A 15,532-nucleotide genomic window follows, 5' to 3' on the forward strand; every position below is an offset into this window, starting at 1 on the left:
ACAGAGGTACCCATGCCAACCCCCATCAACATTGTCTGGTTCAAACGCGATCTTCGCCTGACCGATCACCGACCTCTAAAAGAGGCGATTGAATCAGGCTTACCTCTACTGCTTATCTACATTTTCGAACCTGAGCTCATGGAAGATAGCCACTACAGTGAACGTCACTGGCGGTTTGTCTATCAGAGCATCAACGATATCAATCATCAGCTTGCGGCATTTAATTCTGAAATAGTCATGCTCAACGGTGAGCCAACCGAGGTACTCTCTAAAATACTCTCGATCACGAATGTTCACTCAATCTATAGCCACGAAGAGATCGGCATGGCCAAAACCTTTGCCCGTGATAAACGGGTAAAGAGGTTATGCATGAAGCAGGGCATTCAGTGGAATGAGTCACCCTACGGAGCCGTTATTAGAGGGGCTCGCAGTCGTGATAACTGGTTGGATAATTGGGATGCACGGATCAAAGGCCCACTACATCAACCGGACCTAACCCAACTCATCCCTGCTAGGCTAGATCACTCAAACCCACTACCCTATTTTAAACCTCAACCGGATTGGTTAGAGACTGACTCGCTGATGCAATACGGTGGCCCTAGCGCAGCAGCATCTGTGATAGAGAGCTTTTTCACGGAGCGTGGTCAGCTCTATTCCAAAGCGATCTCGAAACCCTCCGCCTCTCGCAAGCACTGCAGTCGACTGTCCCCCTACCTTGCGTGGGGAAATATCAGCCTGGCTGAGGTTTACCAACAATCCAAACCCTCTTGCGTCAGAAGTCAGTGGGAGAAATCTCTTAGAACGTTTCGATCTCGTCTGCACTGGCACTGCCACTTCATTCAAAAATTTGAATCTCAGATCGAGATAGAAACCCAACCGATCAATGCCGGCTACAACCAATTTCCGTGGCGAACAGATAAAAAAGTCGAAGAAGATCTAAAGGCGTGGGAGAGTGGTATGACAGGCGTGCCTCTGGTTGATGCCTGCATGCGAGCACTCAATCGTACCGGTTACATCAACTTTAGAATGCGAGCGATGCTTGTAAGCTTTCTATGCCACTACCTAAAGATTGATTGGCGCCTCGGCTCACCTCACTTAGCTCGACAGTTTCTCGATTTTGAACCGGGCATTCACTTCCCACAGTTACAGATGCAAGCAGGTACAACGGGTATTAATACGTTAAGAATCTACAACCCCACCCTACAGGCCGAGGAGCATGATCCAGAGGGTCACTTCATCGCGAAATGGGTACCTGAACTAGCGGAACTACCCAAAGAGCTCAGACACTCCCCTTGGGCGATGGGTGGACTTGAGAAACAGATGCTGGAGAGTGAGCAGAGCTATCCAGATCCAATTGTCGATCTAAAACATTCAGCTGCTGAAGCCAGAGAGCTGTTTTGGAGTTGGCGTGAACGGCCAGAGGTTCAGATGCATAATCGAGCCATTCTTAGGAGGCATGTGATTGAGTAGCTTGCCGTTCACTCAACAGCGGATGACAGGCTGAAAGCCAGTCACCTTGGTAATACTGACGTGACTGGCTTTAGCTTGTCACCTAACGGAGCTCCCGTGACTGGCTTTAGCCTGTCATCGGCACCAACAGCGTTTCAGAAACTACCTAGAAAGCGCATACCCCAACAACCCAAAGTAATCCTCAAACGCCTTATCTATAACAACCGCCTCCCCCTCCAACGGATAGAGCCCTTTTGTATCCCGAACGATATCTTTAGGGTTTATCAGTAAGCTATTCTTTATCTCCGCTCTCGATATCCAAGCCTCAAATGCACGAGCAAACAACTCTTCGGGCAGGCTCCAATAGAGCGATCCTGCTTGCTTATCTAAGACAACGGATCGAGTGACATAGTCACTTGGACTCTGTTTATCGTTGGAAAGGTAGAGCGCCGTGTAAAGCCGGTCTAAGGCATCATTAAGTGGATGCACTTTGTGGGTAAAGTCAGCCAACCATGCTGTCGTTGCGAAACGTGCGCCAACATCCTCTTCGAAAGAGGTTTTAGCCAGATAGTGGTCTAAAGCGTGCGCCCACTCATGAGCCAAACTGCCAATTCCGGCTTTTTTAGCCAGGGCAAGGGTTCGAGCTGAGGGTTGATAGTGCGCACAGACACCGGGACGTCCACCGGTGCCATAATGGAGTGATAGTTCGCCACGAAGTGACAGCGCAAAATTAGGAAGACCGAGTATCTCCTGAAGATCTAACAGGGCAATAAAGAACTCTTCAGCCCGCATCGCCTGCTCTTTAGCGGTGACCCACCCACCAATGCGCACCGAACGAAAATCGAAGAAATTGCGAATCTCATTAAACCCAGGGTTGTGACCCAGATTTCGGGGAGGGCCTCGTCGCCAAACGCGCTGCATTCGTTCTACAAATCAATCTCGATCACAGGCGTTTTACTGCGTGAACAGCAGACCGTCATTTGTCGATTTGAGGCCTGCTCCTCTTCGCTTTGATACAGATCTCGGTGATCCGGCTCACCGGAAACAACATCAACCAGACAGGTACCACAAACACCCGATTCACAAGAGAGAGGAACAAAGACGCCTGCATCCTCTAGAACTTCAGCAATGGTTTGATCAACCGGTACCAGATACTCATCACCGGTCGATTTCAACTTCACAGTAAATGGCTGATCCCCCTCTTCCACTTCGGGAACGGCCGGATTGAAATACTCTCGATTGATCTGATCCGTGCGCCAGCCAGTCTCTTTAGCAGCATCCAATAACGCATCAATAAAACGCTGTGGGCCACACACATAGAGCTGCTCATCGGCCTGAGGATTTGCCAACTCAACTGCCAGGTCAAGTCCGCCATCACTAGAGAAAGAGAAACGGCAAGCCGCTGAAAAATCACACTGCTGCAGTTGAGAGTAATAGGCTGCTCTCTCAGGTGACTTTGCTCGGTAGAGAAGATCAAATTGACTGCCACGTGCATTCAGTTCACGCGCCATCGCAAGCATCGGTGTTATACCAATGCCTGCTGCAAAAAGACGGTGATTGGACGCTGTTTTCAAGCCAAAGTGATTTTGCGACTCATCCGCCTCAATGATATCGCCGACTTCTAGCGCTGCGACGGCTTTAGAACCTCCGCGTGATTCAGCTTCAATCAACACAGCTAGTTCATAATATGTAGTTGAGGTACCGGGATTACAGATAGAGTACTGACGACTCAAACCGGTACCCAGGTGCAAATTGATATGCGCTCCTGCACTGACTTTTGGCAATGGCTCGCCTGATGCAGATTCCAACGTCAGGCTCACAATCTGATCGGTGAGAAGGGCTTTACTCGCAACCCGCAGCTTAAGCATTACCCGCCTCCCGTTCTAACTTAATCGCACGCTCAATCATACGCCGCGCCTGAACACCGCCGGCATCAATATCCAATTTAAGCAGGTCACGATCTGGGTAGCGATCCAAGTTCTTCTGCTGCGCTTCCAGTACTTCAAGATCTTCAGTAAAGATACCACCCTGCCCTTCACGAATCTTATCGGTTAGCGCGGTATCCTCAGGCTGGAAGTTTCGCGCCATACCCCAGAAGTAGTGCATTGTTGAATCCGTCTCAGGGGTAATAAAATCGACCACCACACTGCTAGCACGCTTCTCAAGCGGCGCATCAATACCGCCGTTACCCGCAAGCGCCACACCCACGTCAATCATGATGTGACTCGGTGCATTAAATCGGCAGATCTGCCAGCGGTCGACGGTCGCATTAGGGTCTAACCCCTGAAACTCCATCGCCATTTGCCAAAACGGAGGGGCTTTAACCTCTGGCATAAAGCGCTCAGAAATGACCTGATCACCCTCCATACGCGTTTTCACCGGCGCTTCATCGATCTCTTTTTGACCAATACTGGTCGAGTGAACGTAGGTTTCGTGAGTCAGGTCCATCAGGTTATCAATCATCAAACGGTAGTCACACTTGATGTGGAACAGGCCTCCACCATAAGCCCAACCAGCATTCTCAGCCCAATGGAACTTAGGCAATTTAGACTCATCCGCTAGTGCTCTATCGCCGGGCCACACCCAGATGAACCCGTACTTCTCCATCACTGGGAACGAGCGCGTGCAAGGGAATCGATCGGTACGCTGTTTTGGCATCGAGATCGTCTGACCATCTGGACCCATACGCAGGCCATGATAGCCACAGACCAACTCACCCTCTTCTACATACCCCAACGACATGGCCGCGCCGCGGTGAGGACAAAAGTCTTCAATACATGCGATGGCATCACCTTTACCACGGTACATAACCAAGTTGTGGTTACAGATGGTGCGACCGAGTGGTTTATCGGTCACTTCAGACGACATAGCTGCGACGTACCAGGCGTTTTGAATATGCATGACGAACTCCTTTTAATTTTATGAACTCAGTATCGCAATTGGCTTAAGAACTCCCAACTCAAAAAAACGCCAATTAATTGCACTTTTCGATCAAATAATAGAGATTATAGGCAAATACTATCTATGGATTTACTTTTTTCGTCATGCAGAGATCTACAAAGTCATCTATGACACCCAACTATGCACTCTACGGTGACAGCCAGAGTGACGCTCAAGCAGGGTTTGTTCATATTGAGACAGTTCAAGAGAGTAGCAGACCCTACCGCGGCATTATCAAACCGCATAAGCATAGCGATCTATTTCAGGTCTTAATCATTGAACAAGGTGAAGCTGAGATTCAACTGGAGGATGATCAAGTTTCAATTAACGAACCCGTTATCGTTACGCTGCCGCCAGATAATAGGCACGGTTTTCACTTTCACAACGGTATAAGAGGAGTCATTTTAAGCATCGCTCTGCCGATTATTCAGCAAGACATCGATATTGTGACCAGCAGCGCCTCTATTCTTCTTCTGGGGGATAAAGAGGAAGCGACGAAACAGATACTGACCATCGCAGAACTTTTAATAGAAGAGCAGCAACAACCTACCGATCAACAGAGCGTTTCACTGCAACTGATCCACACACTGTTCGCAATGATCAAAAGAGTGGATACCGCGTTAACATTGAGTGAGAAGCTACCCGATGCGTTGAAACAGTTTTCTCAACTGATCGAAAGCAGTTTAGAGAACCGATGGGATATTGATGATTACGCATCGCAGTGCGGAGTTTCAACAAGTACCCTCAACCGTCTGTGTAAAAAACACTTTGGAAAAAGTGCTCTACAGACAATCAATCAGCGTTTAGCCATTGAGATCAAACGACGGTTAGCCTTCACTCAGCGATCAATAGCACTGATATCGGATGAGTTAGGGTTCAGTGATCCGGGGTATTTCACGCGATTCGTTAAACGAGAGCTTGGTGAAACACCCATGGCGTTTCGAAAAAGACATCAGTTTGACGTAGAGAGCGGGTGACAGGCTGAATGCCAGTCACCAGTGTACAAATTACGCTACGGAGCCGCCGTGACTGGCCTTCAGCCTGTCATCGGCACTACCAGCAGACTTCCAGAGCCCTATACCAACGCCGCTGCAGCCCCAATCAAACCCGGCTCTTCAGCCGTCATAACATAGGTCGGAATGGTCGACATGTACTGATCGAAACGCCCTTTGGCTTCAAAACGCTGTCTAAATCCGCTCTCGATAAAGAAGTCGAGCATCTTAGGAACGATACCACCGGTGACGAATACACCACCCTGCGCTCCATAAGAGAGAGCCAAGTTACCTGCAACACTGCCATAGATTTTGCAGAACTGCTCCAGCGTCTCTAACGCGAACTGATCTCGCTCCTCAAATGCTAAGCGACTTATCTCCGCAGGTGAGATTCGCTCAACCGGAGAGCCGCGCAATTCCGCTAGGGCTTGGTAGATGTTTTGAATCCCCATACCCGACACAAGACGTTCTGCTGAGACACGTTCATAACGTTTTAACAACCAACGCAGAATCGCAACCTCTTGCTCTGTGGTCGGTGCAAAATCGACATGCCCGCCCTCGGTCACCAGAGGAATAGACGCTCCTCCTGAGCGAACTAACCCTGACACACCTAAACCCGTGCCTGCGCCCAACACAGCAATCGGAAAATCGTCCAGAGGCTCTCCACGACCCACCTGAATCAGTTGATTACCCGTCAGATTAGCCGCGGCATAAGCCATCGCAGCGTAATCATTAATGACAGATAGCTGTTCAATACCAAAATGGTTCTGCAGATCTCGCTTTGAAAATACCCAACCGTTGTTGGTCATCGAAATCCTATCGTTGTGGGTAGGACAAGCAATGGCAATACAGCAACGATCGGGAACATCACTTCCAAGATCACTAAGGTACTGTTTAATCGCCAGATCAATCGAAGCAAAGTCATCGACTGCTAAATTACGAATATTAGTCGGATTAATAGAACCCGTTTCAACCATGGCAAAACGCGCGTTGGTGCCACCGATATCGGCAATCAGAGAGAAGTTGTTCACACTCATACCTATTTTGCTGGGTAACGTGTCTCTTTTAATGAGTCTTTGATGTTTTTGAGGTGCTTAAGGAAGTCCGGTCCGCGACGTAACGTGACACCCGTCGCCAGTATATCGATTACGGTCAGGTGCATAATACGAGAGGTCATTGGCATGTAGACATCGGTATCTTCTGGTGCATCAACCTCAACAACAATAGAACAGTGCTGTGCCAGTGGTGAATTCGGTGCGGTAATGCCAACCACGGTGGCACCACTCGCACGGGCTAGCTCAGCAATATCAACTAACTCACGAGTACGACCGGTGTAACTGATAATGACAATAACATCGCCTGTAGAAGAAGCAGCCGCAGTCATACGCTGCATCAGTACGTCGTCGTAAGCGACGACTGGGATGTTAAAGCGGAAGAACTTGTGCTGAGCATCTTGCGCAACAGGCCAAGAGGCACCCAAGCCAAAAAACATGATCTGCTTAGCCTGAATCAACTGATCCACCGCTAGATTGATCATCTGTGGATCAACGGTCTTCTTAGCAGTGACCAACGCAGCGATGGTCGCGTCGATGATCTTGTTGGTGTAGCTCTCTGAGTCGTCATCAGGTTCGACACTGCGACTAACATAGGGAACACCGTGGGCTAACGCCTGAGCTAGATGCAGTTTAAAATCTGGGAAACCGGCTGTATTGAAACGTTTACAAAAACGATTAACCGTCGGCTCACTCACCTGAGCAGCGCGAGCTAATACGGCAATAGAGGATCTTGTCGCCGCCTGCGGGTCTGCAAGAATGACTTCAGCGACTTTACGCTCGGATCGGTTCAGCGACTCAAGCTCTGCACTGATCTGCTGCATGATGTTAGATGGCATTAGCTACCTCAACAAATTTCATCGAAATCTAATTAAGTTACTTTAACACACCAAAGGTTAGTAAAAAACTTACGAATTAAAAGAAATTACGTAAGTTAATAACTTTTATGAGAGTAGCCTTAAATAGCGTAAACCCTATGAAAATTGGCTATATACGCTATAAATAGGGTCATTATTGCAAAAAAGAATAGGGATTTTATAACCCATACGATTGAACTTTAGACGAAAGTCGGCAAAACTGTACGTAAATTTACAACATAAACTGATAATAAAATTAGTTACGAGGGTTTTGAAATGACAATTCGCGTTGGCATTAACGGTTTTGGCCGTATCGGCCGCATGGCGTTCCGTGCAATCTACCAAGAGTTCAATGGTGATATTGAGGTGGTTGGTATTAACGACCTGCTTGGGTCTGAATACCTGGCTTACATGCTGAAATACGACTCAGTGCACGGTCAATTTAAAGGCGATATCCAAACCGACAACGGCAACCTAATTGTGAACGGCAAAACCATCCGCCTAACCGCTGAGCGCGATCCTGCTGATCTTGCTTGGGGTGATATCGATGTCGATCTCGTCCTTGAGTGTACTGGCTTCTTCCTAACCGAAGAGGGTTGTCAAAAACATATTGAAGCAGGCGCTAAGAAAGTCGTCATGTCGGCTCCATCAAAAGACGGCACTCCGATGTTCGTTTATGGCGTAAACCATGAAACCTACGCAGGCCAAGCGATCGTCTCTGCAGCCTCTTGTACAACCAACTGTCTTGCACCCGTGGCTAAAGTCCTAAACGACAAATGGGGTGTGAAACGCGGTCTAATGACAACGGTTCACGCCGCTACAGCGACTCAAAAAACCGTTGACGGCCCATCGGCAAAAGATTGGCGCGGCGGTCGTGGTATTCTAGAGAACATCATCCCCTCCTCTACTGGTGCCGCTAAAGCGGTGGGAGTAGTACTTCCTGAACTCAACGGCAAACTTACCGGTATGGCTTTCCGTGTACCAACTACAGACGTATCGGTCGTTGACCTAACCGTTGAGCTAAATAGTGAAGCGAGCTACGAAGATATCTGCTGTGCAATGCGTGAAGCTTCAGAGACAGGCGCTCTGGGTGAAACGCTAGGCTTTACTGATGATGCCGTTGTTGCAACGGATTTCCGTGGTTGTAACAAGTCATCGATCTTCGACTGCAAGGCTGGCATCCAATTGGATGACACCTTTGTGAAAGTGGTCGCTTGGTATGACAACGAGTATGGCTACACCTGTAACATGCTTCGTTTTGCTAAAGTCGTTGCTCAATAAAACTGAACAACCATTTCACACAAACGCCATCTAATCGTGGTATAACTTTCTACAACTCTCTACAACTGAGGGCTAACACTAGTTAGCCCTGCTTACCCACCGAAAGCAAACCGCTTAAGGATTTAAGATGCAACGCAGAACCAAAATTGTCGCTACCCTTGGCCCAGCAACCGATTCACCAGAGGTACTTGAACGCCTCGTTCAAGCGGGTGTGAACGTTGTCCGACTAAACTTCTCGCACGGCGAGGCGGATGATCACAAGAAGCGCGCAGCCATGGTTCGTGAAGCTGCCGCAAAAGCGGGTCGATTCGTTGCGATCTTAGGGGACTTACAAGGCCCTAAAATTCGTATTGCGCGATTCACAGACACTAAGATCCATCTCAAAGTGGGTGATCGTTTTGCTCTGGACTCGAGCATGGACAAAACAGCCGGCACACAAGAGGCTGTGGGTATCGACTACGAGCAACTGGTAGAAGATTGTAAACCAGGTGATGTGCTACTGCTTGATGACGGTCGTGTACAGATGCGCGTTGTTGAGAAGAAGCCAAACCGCTTGGAGTGTGAAGTGACCGTTGGCGGCCCACTTTCAAACAATAAGGGCATCAACCTACAGGGCGGTGGCCTTTCAGCTGCTGCTCTGACTGAAAAAGATAAAGCGGACATCATTACCGCGGCAGAGATCAATGTGGACTACCTAGCGGTCTCCTTCCCTCGCTCGGGTGCTGACATCACAGAAGCACGCGAACTGATGAATGCGGCCGGTGGTGACGCAGGGATTGTTGCTAAGATCGAACGTGCAGAGACGGTTAGCTGTGTCGAAAATATCGATGAGATCATTCTGGCATCCGACAGCGTTATGGTTGCTCGTGGCGACTTAGGCGTAGAGATCGGCGATGCAGAACTGATCGGCATTCAGAAATTGATCATCGATCGTGCACGCACACTGGATCGCACCGTAATCACAGCAACGCAGATGATGGAGTCAATGATCTCCAGCCCCATGCCGACTCGTGCAGAGGTTTTTGACGTAGCCAACGCTGTTCTAGATGGAACCGATGCCGTCATGCTCTCAGCTGAAACGGCTGCTGGTGAGTTCCCAATTGAGACCGTTGAGGCGATGTCTCGCGTCATTATAGGCGCCGAGAAGAACCGTCAATCTCAAGTCTCTAAGCACCGTATGAACGAGCGGTTCCACAAAATCGATGAATCGATCGCCTTGGCGGCTATGTATACGGCTAACCACTTAGAGGGTGTCACTGCGATTATTTCTATGACTGAATCAGGGGCTACACCCCTTCTGATGTCGCGCATTCGCTCTGGCCTACCGATCTTCGCCTTCTCGAAGAATCCAAAGACACAGACCCGCGTGGCACTCTACCGTGGCGTTAAAACCGTTCCGTTTGATTCAGAAGCGGTTCCCAACGAAGAGATCAACCAACGTGCTGTCGAAGAGCTACAGCGTCGTAAGGTAGTAAAAGAGGGTGATATCGTCTTGATTACTAAGGGCGACTACGTCAACGCTCAGGGTGGTACCAACACCATGAAGATCGTTCGCGTCGGACCGAATATTAAGTAAATCTTACAAACTCACTGCGGATGACAGGCTGAATGCCTGTCACCGGTATATCCCCTCTTATGAACTAGCAGTGACTGGCTTCAACCCGTCACCTGTTTATCTACCTTACGAAGTGACAGTGACTGGCTTCAGCCTGTCATCTGCCTTCTCAGCGTCTTCCAGACACTAAATTCATCGCGGCCTTTTCAAGACCGCTCCAACGCTTTTCTACGCCACCCTCTTAACGCACCGCAAAAAATTTAAGAAGCCGTTAAGAGGTATTTTTGACTTGTTTCTTAATCGTTCCCTGACTAAATTACGTAGTTACTAAATCGATTAAGTAAAACGTCTGTTTTGCATAATCCTATAACTGCAGGAAGCAGTGTTAATAATAAGCAACTGGAGGTTTTTGGTGGCATCGGTCAATCTGAGCAACCTAAACAAAATTTACGGCGAAAAGAGTAAAACGCCGGTCCACATTCTTCATGATGTTAATCTCGACATCACCGACGGTGAGTTTGTGGTATTCGTTGGGCCTTCAGGCTGTGGTAAATCAACCCTACTTCGTTGTATTGCAGGACTTGAAGAGATCTCTTCAGGCGACCTGAATATCGCTGGTGAGCGCGTCAACGATCACACGCCTAAAGAGCGTGGCATCGGCATGGTCTTTCAGTCATATGCGCTCTACCCGCACATGTCCGTCTACCACAACATGGCGTTTGGTCTTGAACTCTCTGGCATGCCTAAGGATGAGATCCGCAGCCGCGTGACTGAAGTGGCTAAGACTCTGCAACTGGATCATCTACTGGATCGTAAGCCTAAAGCTCTATCAGGTGGCCAGCGCCAACGTGTTGCTATAGGTCGCGCCATAGTTCGTGAGCCTAAAGTCTTCCTTTTCGACGAGCCTCTTTCTAATTTAGATGCGGCACTACGTGTTCAGATGCGTATCGAAATTGCTCGTCTTCACGGTACGCTAAAGAACACTATGATCTACGTGACTCACGATCAGATCGAAGCGATGACGCTTGCAGACAAAATCGTCGTTCTAAGCGCAGGCCGCATTGAGCAGGTGGGTGCGCCACTGGAACTGTACCACCGCCCTGCTAACCGTTTTGTCGCTGGTTTCATTGGCTCACCGAAGATGAACTTCCTAGAAGTGAGTGTCGATGCAGTCGAGAAAAATCAGATCACGATCTCTCTTGATGGTCACTCTCTGACGCTAGAGCGCCAAACTGATGCTTTTGCCTGCGATAAAGCCGCACTTGGCATTCGCCCAGAACACCTAACAGTAGATGGTAGCGGCGATCTCTTTATTGAGAGCACCGTCAGCCATGTCGAGCATCTTGGTGACCAGTGCATGATCTATATGGATTTGGAAGGTTTGGAATCACCCGTTGTTGTTGTCGCTGATGGCGATGTCACTGCAAAGAGCGGCCAAACATTAACGCTCGGCATTCCGGTTGAACGTTGTCACCTGTTTGATCAGAACGATCAGCGTGTGCTTCCGGTTGAATAAGAATTTGAGTTTCGTGCATTCGGCATGATTTTCACGGGTTGAGCACCCGGCATAGTGCAAGCCGCTCACACAATAAAATCAAAACAGAGGTTTACCCTGATGACTCTACGTAAGACTCTTTCGGTAGCAATCGCACTTGCTACTCTTTCAGGCACAGCGGCAGCTGAAGGTCTAAAATTCGACAAAGCAGACAACCGTTTCTCTTGGGACTCACTGTCTAAATTCGAAAGCATGGATCTAAGTGGCAAAACAATTCGCTTTGACGGCCCATGGATCGACGGTGACGAAGCTAACCTTCGCACAGTGATTGCCTACTTCGAAGAAGCGACTGGCGCTACTGTTGAATACAACGGTTCTAACGACTTCGAACAGCTTGTTCTAGTTGATATGAAAGCGGGCAACCCACCCAACCTAGCAGCATGGCCACAACCTGGTACTGTGTCTGAACTAGCATCACAGGGTAACCTAGTGGCTCTATCTGACAGTGTTGAGCAAGCAGTAGCGACTAACTACGCAGCGGGCCAAAGCTGGGTTGATCTAGGTACCTACAAAGGCGCTGACGGCAAAGAGGCGATGTTTGGTCTTCCATACAACGTTAACTTGAAGTCCCTCGTTTGGTACGTGCCAGAGAACTTTGAAGAGATGGGTTACGAAATCCCACAATCGATGGAAGAGCTAATTGCCCTATCTGATCAGATCGTAAAAGATGGCGGCACACCTTGGTGTATCGGCATGGAGTCTGGCGGTGCAACCGGTTGGGTTGGTACTGACTGGATGGAAGATCTAATGCTTCGCACTCAGCCACCTTCTGTCTACGACCAGTGGGTTTCAAACGAGATGCCATTCAACGATCCTAAAGTCATTGAAGTCATGAACACCTTCGGTCAGTTCGTGCTGAACGACGACTACGTTGATGGTTCATCTTCAGCTGTTGCTTCGATCTTCTTCGGTGACTCACCAAAAGGTTTGTTCGATACGCCACCTAAGTGTTACATGCACCGTCAGGCGTCGTTCATTCCTGCGTTCTTCCCTGATCAGTACAAAGAGACGATCGGAACAGATTCTGACTTCTTCTACTTCCCATCGTACGAAAGCAAAGATCTAGGTAACCCTGTTCTTGGCGGTGGTACGTTGATCACTATGATGAAGGACTCACCAGAATCACAAGTCTTCATGGACTACCTAACTTCACCAATCGCGCACGAGTTGTGGATGGCTGGCCAAGGCTTCCTAACACCACACAAAGGCGCGAAGCTAGAAGCTTACTCAAGCGACACGCTACGTAAGCAGGGTGAGATCTTCTTGAATGCAACAACCTTCCGCTTCGATGCGTCTGACCTAATGCCAGGTGCTATTGGTGCCGGTGCATTCTGGACAGGTATGGTTGACTTCACTTCAGGCAAATCGGCTGAAGAAGTGACTACCGACATCCAAAAAGCTTGGGATGCTATCAAGTAATAGCGCCCACCTTCGCTTCATCTGCGATAAAGCTCCTACACTCTTGTAGGAGCGATCTCGCAGAGGTCGCGATTCAAAAGAGGGATCAGACTCAAGGTCTGATCCCACTCTCTGATCGACTCATATTGAGACCACTATGACTGAACAGATCTACTCTGCCCTAATCGCGATCCTTATTGGTGTATCCGCGGTTATTATCTACTTCTGGGGCAGCAACTGGATTCTAGATGCGCTGATTTCAAAATCATCACGCGCTAACAAAGAGGTACTTCGCGAGAAAATCCGCCCATGGCTATTTGCGGGGCCGGCACTCTTCTTCTTGACGCTCTACCTTGTCTACCCTGTTTTCGAAACCCTGTGGCTGTCGTTCCAAAACTCCGACTCCACAGAGTTTGTTGGCTGGTCCAACTACGCATGGCTGTTTAATGATGGACAGTTCCATATTACGCTGCGCAACAACCTACTTTGGCTGATCATTGTGCCTACACTCTCTACTGTTTTTGGTCTGGCAGTAGCTGTGTTAGCCGATCGTGCCAAGTTCGGCACCGTCGCCAAATCAATTATTTTCATGCCGATGGCGATCTCATTTGTTGGTGCCTCGGTTATCTGGAAGTTTGTCTACCACTACAACGGTGAAGGCGATACTCAAATCGGCATTCTTAACGCCATAGTGGTGGCGTTCGGTGGCGAACCGCAGTTCTGGTTATCGATGGAGATCTGGAACTCTGTACTGCTGATGGTCATCCTCATTTGGATTCAGACCGGTTTTGCGATGGTGATTTTAGGTGCTGCACTTCGCAGTGTTCCTGAAGAGACACTAGAAGCAGCGATCATCGATGGCGCTAACCGTCGTCAGCTATTCTTCCGAATCACACTACCCCAGATCATGCCAACCGTCATCGTGGTTTGGACCACCATCGCCATTCTGGTTTTGAAAGTATTCGACATCGTCTTAGCGATGACCAATGGCCAGTGGGAAACCCAAGTATTGGCCAACCTAATGTATGACTGGATGTTCCGCGGTGCCGGTGACTTTGGCCGAGGCAGTGCCATTGCCATCATTATCATGTTGTCAGTGACACCAATCATGGCTTGGAACATCTACCGTTTCCGTAAAGATGAGGCAGGACGCTAATGAGTACACAATCTTCTTTCTTGCCAAGGTTCTTTAACGGCACCGCACTAACCGCCCTGGTTATTCTTTGGCTAGTCCCAACACTGGGTCTGTTTGTCAGCTCTATCCGTGACAAAGATCAGTTGGCGGCATCGGGCTGGTGGACCTCGTTTAATGAGTCAAAACAGGTCACCTTTGCCCGGACCGATCTACCTGAGACACAACAGCAGATTGATGGTCAGTTTGTCTTAAGCGGTCAACTGACGGCTGACGATGGCACTGCATTCACAAACATCTTAGCGTTCGGCAGCAGTTCACGGAATCCAGAAGAGGTTCCAGCCGGTGAAACGGCGACGCTAAAAAATGGCGCACAGCTAACAGTGAACAGTGACGGTAGTTACACCTATGTACAGGATAAAGAGATTACTGGTAGTCGTGGCAAGCGTATCTTCTTCGCCTACGGCCAACCGCCACGATTTACGCTAGAGAACTACGACAACGTGTTGGATAAAGGCAAAATCGGTCAGGCGTTTCTCAATACCCTAGCCGTGACTATCCCAGCGACGGTCATTCCGGTTCTGATTGCAGCTTTCGCAGCCTACGCGTTCAGCTGGATGCAGTTTGCAGGTCGTGAGTGGCTGTTTGCCGTGGTCATTGGCCTATTGGTCGTGCCACTACAAACTTCTCTGGTACCACTACTGCGCCTCTATTCAGATCTAGGCCAGATGTTCGGCTTTGAGAGCAAAGGCTACCCGGGTGTCTGGATGGCACATACCGGCTTCGGTTTGCCACTTGCGATCTACCTAATGCGCAACTACATGAAGAGCCTACCAGGCGATCTGATTGAGAGTGCACGTGTCGATGGCGCAAGTCACTTCCAGGTCTTTACCAGAATCATTCTGCCGCTCTCTCTACCGGCTCTGGCCAGCTTCACGATTTTCCAATTCCTATGGGTATGGAACGATCTTCTGGTTGCGTTGGTGTTCCTAGGACAGGGCGAAGATCAGATAGTACTGACGGCTCAACTGCGTGCCCTACTGGGTACCCGCGGTTCAAACTGGGAAGTCCTAACCTCAGGCGCCTTCATCAGCATTATCTTGCCGCTGCTCGTCTTCTTTGCCCTGCAACGATTCTTTGTCCGCGGCTTGGTAGCAGGTTCAGTGAAAGGCTAAGCGAGCCTTTGGCGGTGACTGGCTTTCAGCCTGTCACCCACTGTAAGGAAATTACTGAGAAAGCAGATGACAGGCTAAAGCCAGTCACTGGTGAATTAAACAAACGAAGGTGACTGGCTTCAGCCTGTCACTGTTGATATGAACTG

13 protein-coding genes are annotated in these 15,532 nt (G+C 49.1%); 8 read left to right on the forward strand and 5 right to left on the reverse strand.

What is annotated here, in order from left to right; translation table 11 throughout:
- The first annotated feature begins 12 nt into the window (after positions 1–12).
- On the forward strand, positions 13–1,470 hold the full coding sequence (locus XMG48_RS08055) for a deoxyribodipyrimidine photo-lyase (RefSeq protein WP_173481549.1): 1,458 nt from the start codon (positions 13–15) through the stop codon (positions 1,468–1,470).
- 141 nt (positions 1,471–1,611) lie between these two features.
- Here XMG48_RS08055 and XMG48_RS08060 read toward each other — a convergent pair whose 3' ends face one another.
- The 3 genes from XMG48_RS08060 to XMG48_RS08070 are packed head-to-tail and all read right to left on the reverse strand — an operon-like array spanning position 1,612 to position 4,350.
- Entirely contained in the window at positions 1,612–2,370 is a 759-nt protein-coding gene (locus tag XMG48_RS08060; protein WP_173481550.1) for a CLCA_X family protein, read from the reverse strand.
- A 5-nt stretch (positions 2,371–2,375) separates the two neighbouring features.
- Complete coding sequence (locus XMG48_RS08065; protein WP_173481551.1) at positions 2,376–3,317, reverse strand: PDR/VanB family oxidoreductase; 942 nt, start codon at positions 3,315–3,317, stop codon at positions 2,376–2,378.
- The gene (locus tag XMG48_RS08070; protein ID WP_173481552.1) at positions 3,310–4,350 is read right to left on the reverse strand and encodes an aromatic ring-hydroxylating dioxygenase subunit alpha; all 1,041 of its coding nucleotides are present in this window, start codon (positions 4,348–4,350) and stop codon (positions 3,310–3,312) included. Before XMG48_RS08070 ends, XMG48_RS08065 begins: the two co-directional genes overlap by 8 nt.
- A gap of 143 nt (positions 4,351–4,493) precedes the next feature.
- Between XMG48_RS08070 and XMG48_RS08075 the strand changes: the two genes are divergently transcribed.
- The gene (locus XMG48_RS08075; RefSeq protein WP_173481553.1) at positions 4,494–5,366 is read left to right on the forward strand and encodes a helix-turn-helix domain-containing protein; all 873 of its coding nucleotides are present in this window, start codon (positions 4,494–4,496) and stop codon (positions 5,364–5,366) included.
- 98 nt (positions 5,367–5,464) lie between these two features.
- On the opposite strand, the gene glk is transcribed toward XMG48_RS08075, so the two are convergent.
- Both glk and XMG48_RS08085 read right to left on the reverse strand, forming a co-directional pair.
- Positions 5,465–6,418, reverse strand: a complete 954-nt coding sequence (gene glk, locus XMG48_RS08080; RefSeq protein ID WP_173481554.1) for a glucokinase — start codon at positions 6,416–6,418, stop codon at positions 5,465–5,467.
- A 2-nt stretch (positions 6,419–6,420) separates the two neighbouring features.
- The gene (locus tag XMG48_RS08085; RefSeq protein ID WP_173481555.1) at positions 6,421–7,272 is read right to left on the reverse strand and encodes a MurR/RpiR family transcriptional regulator; all 852 of its coding nucleotides are present in this window, start codon (positions 7,270–7,272) and stop codon (positions 6,421–6,423) included.
- Between the two features lie 294 nt (positions 7,273–7,566).
- On the opposite strand from XMG48_RS08085, the gene gap reads away from it, so the two are divergent.
- The 6 genes from gap (at position 7,567) to XMG48_RS08115 (ending at position 15,386) form a co-directional block, all read left to right on the forward strand.
- A complete protein-coding gene (gap, locus tag XMG48_RS08090) occupies positions 7,567–8,571 on the forward strand; it encodes a type I glyceraldehyde-3-phosphate dehydrogenase (RefSeq protein ID WP_173481556.1) in 1,005 nt (334 codons plus the stop codon).
- Positions 8,572–8,698: 127 nt separating this feature from the next.
- Positions 8,699–10,147: a pyruvate kinase gene (gene pyk / locus XMG48_RS08095; protein ID WP_173481557.1), complete on the forward strand. Its 1,449-nt coding sequence runs from the start codon at positions 8,699–8,701 to the stop codon at positions 10,145–10,147.
- Between the two features lie 391 nt (positions 10,148–10,538).
- Entirely contained in the window at positions 10,539–11,642 is a 1,104-nt protein-coding gene (locus XMG48_RS08100; RefSeq protein ID WP_173481558.1) for a sn-glycerol-3-phosphate ABC transporter ATP-binding protein UgpC, read from the forward strand.
- A 99-nt stretch (positions 11,643–11,741) separates the two neighbouring features.
- On the forward strand, positions 11,742–13,100 hold the full coding sequence (locus XMG48_RS08105) for an ABC transporter substrate-binding protein (protein WP_173481559.1): 1,359 nt from the start codon (positions 11,742–11,744) through the stop codon (positions 13,098–13,100).
- Positions 13,101–13,236: 136 nt separating this feature from the next.
- Positions 13,237–14,235: a carbohydrate ABC transporter permease gene (locus tag XMG48_RS08110; protein WP_173481560.1), complete on the forward strand. Its 999-nt coding sequence runs from the start codon at positions 13,237–13,239 to the stop codon at positions 14,233–14,235.
- Positions 14,235–15,386 (forward strand): carbohydrate ABC transporter permease, encoded by a 1,152-nt coding sequence (locus XMG48_RS08115; protein ID WP_173481561.1) that lies wholly within the window; start codon positions 14,235–14,237, stop codon positions 15,384–15,386. The genes XMG48_RS08110 and XMG48_RS08115 overlap by 1 nt, the downstream gene beginning before the upstream one ends.
- Positions 15,387–15,532 lie beyond the last annotated feature (146 nt).

The organism is Marinobacterium sp. xm-g-48, assembly GCF_013282925.1.
GTDB lineage: Bacteria > Pseudomonadota > Gammaproteobacteria > Pseudomonadales > Balneatricaceae > Marinobacterium_E.

Bases quoted from the DNA above. Each gene is read 5' to 3' on its own strand.
- XMG48_RS08055 (WP_173481549.1), top strand. From the start codon at position 13: ATGCCAACCCCCATCAACATTGTCTGGTTCAAACGCGATCTTCGCCTG.
- XMG48_RS08060 (WP_173481550.1), bottom strand. From the start codon at position 2,370: ATGCAGCGCGTTTGGCGACGAGGCCCTCCCCGAAATCTGGGTCACAAC.
- XMG48_RS08065 (WP_173481551.1), bottom strand. From the start codon at position 3,317: ATGCTTAAGCTGCGGGTTGCGAGTAAAGCCCTTCTCACCGATCAGATT.
- XMG48_RS08070 (WP_173481552.1), bottom strand. From the start codon at position 4,350: ATGCATATTCAAAACGCCTGGTACGTCGCAGCTATGTCGTCTGAAGTG.
- XMG48_RS08075 (WP_173481553.1), top strand. From the start codon at position 4,494: ATGCAGAGATCTACAAAGTCATCTATGACACCCAACTATGCACTCTAC.
- glk (WP_173481554.1), bottom strand. From the start codon at position 6,418: ATGAGTGTGAACAACTTCTCTCTGATTGCCGATATCGGTGGCACCAAC.
- XMG48_RS08085 (WP_173481555.1), bottom strand. From the start codon at position 7,272: ATGCCATCTAACATCATGCAGCAGATCAGTGCAGAGCTTGAGTCGCTG.
- gap (WP_173481556.1), top strand. From the start codon at position 7,567: ATGACAATTCGCGTTGGCATTAACGGTTTTGGCCGTATCGGCCGCATG.
- pyk (WP_173481557.1), top strand. From the start codon at position 8,699: ATGCAACGCAGAACCAAAATTGTCGCTACCCTTGGCCCAGCAACCGAT.
- XMG48_RS08105 (WP_173481559.1), top strand. From the start codon at position 11,742: ATGACTCTACGTAAGACTCTTTCGGTAGCAATCGCACTTGCTACTCTT.
- XMG48_RS08110 (WP_173481560.1), top strand. From the start codon at position 13,237: ATGACTGAACAGATCTACTCTGCCCTAATCGCGATCCTTATTGGTGTA.
- XMG48_RS08115 (WP_173481561.1), top strand. From the start codon at position 14,235: ATGAGTACACAATCTTCTTTCTTGCCAAGGTTCTTTAACGGCACCGCA.